Source organism: Rhodococcus sp. YH3-3 (assembly GCF_001653035.1).
Taxonomy (GTDB): domain Bacteria; phylum Actinomycetota; class Actinomycetes; order Mycobacteriales; family Mycobacteriaceae; genus Rhodococcus_F; species Rhodococcus_F qingshengii.
The window spans coordinates 336,722-343,233 of the sequence record NZ_BCWH01000001.1 but is presented as its reverse complement, the minus strand read 5'-3'; the positions used below and the strand labels follow the sequence as shown (position 1 = coordinate 343,233).

6 protein-coding genes are annotated in these 6,512 nt (G+C 64.6%); 1 reads left to right on the top strand and 5 read right to left on the bottom strand.

Annotated features, from left to right (window positions below):
* Together YH3_RS01730 and YH3_RS01725 are read right to left on the bottom strand one after the other, a co-directional pair.
* Positions 1-802, bottom strand: an 802-nt coding sequence (locus YH3_RS01730; RefSeq protein WP_371594712.1) for a DUF6049 family protein, incomplete at its 3' end; no start/stop codon positions are given.
* Positions 799-1,371, bottom strand: coding sequence for an NUDIX hydrolase (locus YH3_RS01725; protein ID WP_030537486.1), 573 nt, complete (start codon positions 1,369-1,371; stop codon positions 799-801). The genes YH3_RS01725 and YH3_RS01730, both read right to left, overlap by 4 nt.
* Before the next feature lie 111 nt (positions 1,372-1,482).
* Here YH3_RS01725 and YH3_RS01720 point away from each other — a divergent pair, with 111 nt between their 5' ends.
* Complete coding sequence (locus YH3_RS01720) at positions 1,483-2,934, top strand: CCA tRNA nucleotidyltransferase (protein WP_003942535.1); 1,452 nt, start codon at positions 1,483-1,485, stop codon at positions 2,932-2,934.
* On the opposite strand, the gene YH3_RS01715 is transcribed toward YH3_RS01720, so the two are convergent.
* Genes YH3_RS01715 through YH3_RS01705 form a run of 3 tightly spaced genes read right to left on the bottom strand, consistent with a single transcriptional unit; the run spans position 2,918 to position 6,493 of the window.
* A complete protein-coding gene (locus tag YH3_RS01715) occupies positions 2,918-4,225 on the bottom strand; it encodes an MFS transporter (protein ID WP_047272660.1) in 1,308 nt (435 codons plus the stop codon). The genes YH3_RS01720 and YH3_RS01715 overlap by 17 nt on opposite strands.
* A 23-nt stretch (positions 4,226-4,248) precedes the next feature.
* Entirely contained in the window at positions 4,249-5,886 is a 1,638-nt protein-coding gene (locus tag YH3_RS01710; protein WP_064442889.1) for an acyl-CoA dehydrogenase family protein, read from the bottom strand.
* Positions 5,870-6,493 carry a TetR/AcrR family transcriptional regulator gene (locus YH3_RS01705; RefSeq protein WP_064442888.1) on the bottom strand — a complete coding sequence of 208 codons (624 nt, stop codon included), beginning with the start codon at positions 6,491-6,493 and terminating at the stop codon, positions 5,870-5,872. Before YH3_RS01705 ends, YH3_RS01710 begins: the two co-directional genes overlap by 17 nt.
* Positions 6,494-6,512 lie beyond the last annotated feature (19 nt).

The following is a 6,512-nucleotide window of genomic DNA, read 5'->3' as shown; positions in this document are numbered from 1 at the left end:
CCACCGCATCGACCAACGCGTCCAGACGGCCGCCGTCGGAAAGTTCGGTGGCAAGTTCGTCGTCGATCAGGCGTACGGGCTCGTTGACCGCGCCGGGGATTCCGCCGACGAGTCGTGGCGCGTCGGCCAGCGGCCACATGAGCGTGACGCCGATCGGGGCGGACGTGTCGGGGGGAACGACCGCCGTGGCGGACGAACTGGGGGTTCCGGCTGTGGCGTTCGATTCGGCTGCGGCCGGCACACCGAGGACGGGGAGCAGGAAGCGTGCGTCGTCGAGTCGGGCGGCACCGCCGTACTCCGGGGTGCCGTTCACGTTGACGAGCATCGGGTAGACGCCCGGTTCGGTGATGTCGAGAGACAACCCGGTAGTGCTCCGCAGCGGCAAGGTGAGCGTGAACTGCTTGGACTGGCCGGTGTCGAGGGTGGTGGCAACGGTGTCGAATTCGCCGACCGTGTCGAAAACGGCCTGGTCGAAGTCGAGTGCGGCGCGCACGTCCGAACTGGAGTCGATCGCGGGAGCACGTTGCAACCTCACCCCGACGTCCTCGACGGGACGGTCACCGACGTTCTTCACCGTGCCCTTGACCACGACGTTGCGGTCGCTGGTGGTCGTCACCGTGGTCGGTGCGGTGGAGTCGATGGTCAGCTGCAGAAATTTGGCATCGTTGGTGTTTCGCGCCGGGGCGCGCTCACTGGGCTGGCTGGACGGCGCTGCACCTGCGACGGCCGTCGTTGCAGGCCCGAAACCGACAGCGGCCATCACCAGAGCGGCCACACCGGCCCGCCGCAGAGCCATTCTCATCCGGCGTCCGGTTCCTTCGGGCGCTGTTCTTGCCGTATTTCCGTTCGCGGCATCTCGGCGATCATCTGGGACGCGAGTTCTGCGAGTTTGCGCTCGTCGGCGTATGCGAGGCGCGAGTGCAATTCCGTCAGCGGCACCCAGGCGACTTCGGTGACCTCGATGTCCTCGTCGGAGAGTTCACCGCCGAGAAAGCGGAGGAGATAGTGGTGCACGGTCTTGTGGACGCGTCGACCTTCGGTCACGAACCAGTAGTCGATGCTGCCCAGCGGTGCCAGGACGGTTCCCTGGATACCGGTTTCTTCTTCGACCTCACGCATCGCGGTCTGCTCAGCGGTCTCACCTTGTTCGATATGGCCCTTCGGTAGCGACCAGAGCAGGCGTCCGCGGCGGTCGGTTCGGCCGATCAGTGCAGCGCAGAGGCGTTCCGGGGGTCCTCCCCAGCCGTCGACGACCAAGCCGCCCGCAGAAGTTTCACGGACGGTTCGCATCAAAGGTTTATCGGGGTTGCCGACGGCAGGTCGACGCCGCGGGTTGCGGCGACTCCTGTTTGTTCGTTCGGCACCAGACACCTCATCGATACTAGTTGGCGTTGCAGCGTTGCCCGGTAACCCGCGCAAAGCGGTCTATCGCGTTCGTATGCGCGTTCTGCTATTTGCGCACCTTAAGTAAGCTCCTTTCACGTGACTGTCCCTACCTCCGACGCTGATCGCCGCCTACGACTGCTTGCCGACGCCACTGCAACGCTCGGCACGTTGTCCGACGTGTTGAACCCGCTCGGTGAGCGTTTTGCTGCGGCCGGTCACGAGCTGTTCCTGGTGGGTGGCAGTGTTCGCGACGCGATCCTCGGCCGCTTCAGTGGCGATCTGGACTTCACGACGGACGCCAGGCCGGAGAAGGTTCAGGCTCTGCTCAAGGGCTGGGTGGACAAGCAGTGGGACACGGGCATCGAGTTCGGGACCATCAGCGCCATCAAGCACGGCCAGGAGATCGAGATCACGACCTTCCGGGCCGACGCTTACGATCGCGTCTCTCGTAATCCGATAGTCGAGTACGGCACGACGTTGGCCGACGATCTGGTGCGCCGCGATTTCACCGTCAATGCGATGGCGATGAAGATCGGCGCGGACGGTTCCTACACGTTTGTCGATCCGCTGAACGGCATGGACGCCCTGTTGGCCGGAGAGCTAGATACGCCGTCGGCGCCGGAAAACTCGTTCAACGACGATCCGCTGCGGATGCTGCGCGCAGCCCGGTTCGTCTCGCAGCTTGGTTTCACGTTGAACAATCGCGTTTTCGAGGCCATCAAGGAGATGGCGTCGCAGATCGAGCGGATCACCGCCGAGCGTGTGCAGGTCGAGCTGAACAAACTGATGCTCGGCATGTACCCGGTGGACGGCATCAACATGATGGTCGACTCCGGACTGGCCGCATACGTGCTGCCCGAGGTTCCGCAGATGAAGCTCGAGATCGACGAGCATCACCAGCACAAGGACGTCTACCAGCACTCCCTCACGGTGCTGCAGCAGGCGATCGATCTCGAAGAAGGCGATCCGGACCTCGTATTGCGTTGGGCAGCACTGCTTCACGACATCGGAAAGCCGGATACCAAGCGTAACGAGCCGGGCGGCGGTGTCAGCTTCCACCACCACGAGGTGGTCGGCGCCAAGCTGGTGCGCAAGCGCATGCGGGCACTGAAGTTCTCGAAGCAGATGGTCGACGACGTCTCGCAGCTCGTGTTCCTGCACTTGCGTTTTCACGGCTACGGCAAGGGACAGTGGACCGACTCGGCGGTGCGGCGGTACGTCACCGACGCGGGCGAGCTGCTCCCCCGCTTGCACAAGCTCGTGCGGGCCGACTGCACCACACGCAACAAGCGTCGCGCCGCGCAGCTGCAGGCCACGTACGACGACATCGAAGAGCGGATCGCGCGCATCGCCGAGCAGGAAGACCTTGCTCGGGTGCGTCCGGACCTCGACGGCAACGCCATCATGGAGCTGCTCAACATCCCGGCCGGCCCGCAGGTGGGCAAGGCATGGACGTTCCTCAAGGAACTACGTCTGGATCGCGGCCCGCTCGAGCGTGACGAGGCCGAGGCCGAACTGCTGAAGTGGTGGGCTACCCAGCAGGGCTAGTTTCTCGTTTCTTGCGGTTGATCAGCACCGCTGACAATCCGGCGGCATAGACACCCGCACCGGCAACGGCCAGGCCGACGCTCTTGCCGTCGGGTGCGATCACCGTCGACGCTGCCGCGATCGCACCGATGAACGCGACGTTGAACACGGTGTCCTGCAGGGCGAATACCTGACCACGACGGTCGTCGTCGATGTCGATCTGCATGGCCGCGTCGCCGCTGAGTTTCACGGACTGGCCGGCGATGCCGAGCAGGAAAGCGGCGATCAGCAGCGCCCCCTGAGTCAGCGTGGTCACGAAGACGAGCTGGACGAGAACCGCGCACACCAGGGCGTAGGTGATCGTCCGTGAGCGACCGATCCGCGGGATGAGGAACGGTGTGATCAATGCCGCGATCAGCATTCCGATTGCCGTGGCGCCGACGGCGACACCGAATCCGGCCATCCCTCCGGGTAATTGGGAGCCGTTCGAGGTGTCGCGTAGGACCAGCACCATGATGAGGGTGTTGATGCCGAAGCAGATGCGGTGCGCTCCGATTCCGATCATCGCCGTGGTGACGCCGGGCGCCTCCCAGACAGCGGTTGCCCCGGTGCGCAGTCCGGCCGTCACCGAACGGACGGCACTGGCGCGGACCACTTCGTCGGCGACCGGACCAAGTGAGCGGGCCGTGAACCTGGCCGCGGCGAGGGCCGCGATCACCGATCCCAGTGCTGCGATGGCCACGGCGGCGCCTGACGCTCGATCCCCCGCGCCGATCATGCCGATGATCGCCACCGCTGCCGAAGCACCAAGAGCGGCTACCACCGAACCAGCCGTTGTGAGAACGGAATTGGTTGCCACCAGCCACGATTGTCGGACGACCTTCGGCAGGGCTGCGGATACGCCTGCCCCGACGAAGCGACTGACTCCGATTGCAGCAAGCGCACAGGTCAACAACAGAGTGTCACCGCCGCCGGCGACCAGCAGCACCGCAGTGGTCAGGATGAAGAGCCCGCGGAGCACGCTCGCCCACAGGAGCACCAGGCGGCGGTCCCAACGATCCAGCAGAGCGCCGGCAAAGGGGCCGATCACCGAATAAGGAAGGAGCAGTACGGCAAAGCCGGCCGCTATCGCCACCGGATCGGTTTCGCGTTCCGGGTTGAAGAGGATTGCGCCGCCGAGCGCGGCCTGGAACATTCCGTCGCCGAACTGGCTGGAAAAGCGGACGAGCGCCAGCCTTCCGAGGCCGGGTGATTCACGCAGGGTGTGCAGTACGCGCTGCCAGGCCTCGCGGCGGTTCGAGGCTCGGTTCATAAGCGGAAACTGTAGTGGGTGGGTCAGGCGCCGATCTTGACGGTGGCCCGCTCGAGGATCGGCGCGACGTCGACGCCCCTCGGCAGCGTTCCGAACACACTCCCCCAGCTGTTTCCGAGCCGACTCGCGCAGAACGCGTCGGCCACCGCGGGGTGCCCGTAGCGGAGCAACAGCGAGGCCTGCAGAGCGAGCGCCATGTCGCCGACGATCTTTCGTGCCCGGTATTCGATGTCGTCGAAATCGCCGAAAGCCGCCTGGAGATCCCGCACGGCCTGATCGAAGTGGCCGTCCACTCCACTGGCTCGTTTCAGCTCGTCGAAGAACACCTGCAGTGTTTCGGGTTGCTTGGCCATCGCCCGCAGTGTGTCGAGCGCCGCGACGTTGCCGGAACCCTCCCACACCGAAAGCAGCGGAGCCTCGCGATAGAGGCGCGGCATCCGGGATTCCTCCACGTATCCGTTTCCGCCCAGACACTCGAGTGCCTCGGCAGCGTGGATCGGTCCGCGCTTGCAGACGAAGTACTTACTCACGGCCAACGAAATGCGTCGTAGTGCGCTGGCGTGGGCATCGCCTGCGGTTGCGCGGTCGGTCAGAGCGGCCAGCCACATCGCGACGGTGGTCGACGCTTCCGATTCCACCGCCAGATCTGCCAGAACGTTTCGCATCAAGGGTTGGTCGATCAGGTTGGCGCCGAAAGCACTTCGATGCGTCGCGTGGTGAACTGCCTGCATGGTGCCGACGCGCATGCCGGTGGCCGTGCCGATCGTGCAGTCCAACCGGGTCATGTTGACCATCTCGATGATGGTGCGCACGCCCCGGCCTTCCTCGCCGACCATCCATGCGAGAGCGTCGAGGTACTCGACCTCACTGCTCGCGTTGGAATGATTGCCCAACTTGTCCTTCAGACGCTGCAGGCACATGTTGTTGAGCGAGCCGTCCGGCAGGACCCGAGGCAGGAAGAAGCACGACAGACCACCCGGTGCCTGGGCGAGGACGAGGAACACGTCCGACATCGGCGCGGAGGTGAACCACTTGTGGCCCGTCAAGAGGTAGCTGCCGTCGGATTGTGGCACAGCCCTTGTGGTTCCGGCACGAACATCCGAACCGCCCTGCTTTTCCGTCATCGACATACCGGCGATCAATCCGGGTTTGGTGAGGGGAGCTTTCAGCGCCGGCTCGTAGTGCCGCGTGGTCAGGAGGGGTTCGTACTGCGCGGCCAGATCCGCGTTGTGCCGCAGCGCGGGGATCACGGCGTACGTCATGGAGATGGGACAGCCGTGGCCGGCATCGGTTTGACCCCACACGGCCATCTTCGCGGCGCGGACGAGGTGTGCGTGTGGATTCGGGTCAACCCACGGAGCGCCGTGCAGTCCCAATTCCACTGCGGTGCTCATGAGTTGGTGATAGGCGGGGTCGTAGCGGACCTCGTCGATACGGTTGCCGTAGCGGTCGTGGGTTCTCAGGACAGGTGGGTGCTCCTCGGCCAGATCGCCCCACTCCTGGGCCTGAGCACTGCCGGCGCGGATCCCGACGCGATGAACCTCTTCGAGTGCATCCGATGCGCCTTCACGGTGGAGTGCCTCGAGGATCGGCGCGTATTCGGCTGCGTCGTAATCGATCAGGGGCGGAACCTGATTGGTGACTTCATGCGTGGGTGTCATCGAAGCTCCCTAACGATCGAAGGGTGAAGGCGAGAATGGCGTCGATCGCAGCGGGATCGGTGGTGCCTCCGCGCAGTGGAAGGATCAGGGCCTCGCCGATTGCCCCGACGATGCACGCTGCCGTCAGAGTGGCGTCCTGTGGCGGTATCTCACCGGATTCGACTGCTGAGCGAATTGCGGTGGCCAGGCAATCGCGGAACGATTCGCGAAACATCAACCGCTGTTCGTCGACGAGAGGATCTACCGATTCCACCAGCAGTGCATAGGCGAGAACCGGTGCGCGCATGGCACGTTCGGCGAAGGTCCGAACCGACGCTGATACAGCGGAGCGGTGGTTGCCTTCCAGATGTCGGGCGCTGTCTCCGGCGTCCCGAGCTGCGGATACCTCACGGCTGCAGACTGATTGGAACACTTCGGCGAACAATTCGCCCTTGCCGTCGAAATGTCGATACAGCGTCCCGGTGCCGACGCCGGCGTGTTTGGCCACCGCGGCGATGGAACATCCCGCATAGCCGTGAGTTGCCACTGCCGTCGTGGCGGCCTCGAGCAGTCGGGCGCGTTGGGCGTCCAATCTTTCCTGTACTGCCGGAGTGCGGCGATAGGCCATGTGAAGAAGTGAACACCCG

Excerpts from the sequence above, each read along its gene's own strand:
- YH3_RS01715 (WP_047272660.1), bottom strand. The coding sequence starts at position 4,225 with ATGAACCGAGCCTCGAACCGCCGCGAGGCCTGGCAGCGCGTACTGCAC.
- YH3_RS01710 (WP_064442889.1), bottom strand. The coding sequence starts at position 5,886 with ATGACACCCACGCATGAAGTCACCAATCAGGTTCCGCCCCTGATCGAT.
- YH3_RS01705 (WP_064442888.1), bottom strand. The coding sequence starts at position 6,493 with ATGGCCTATCGCCGCACTCCGGCAGTACAGGAAAGATTGGACGCCCAA.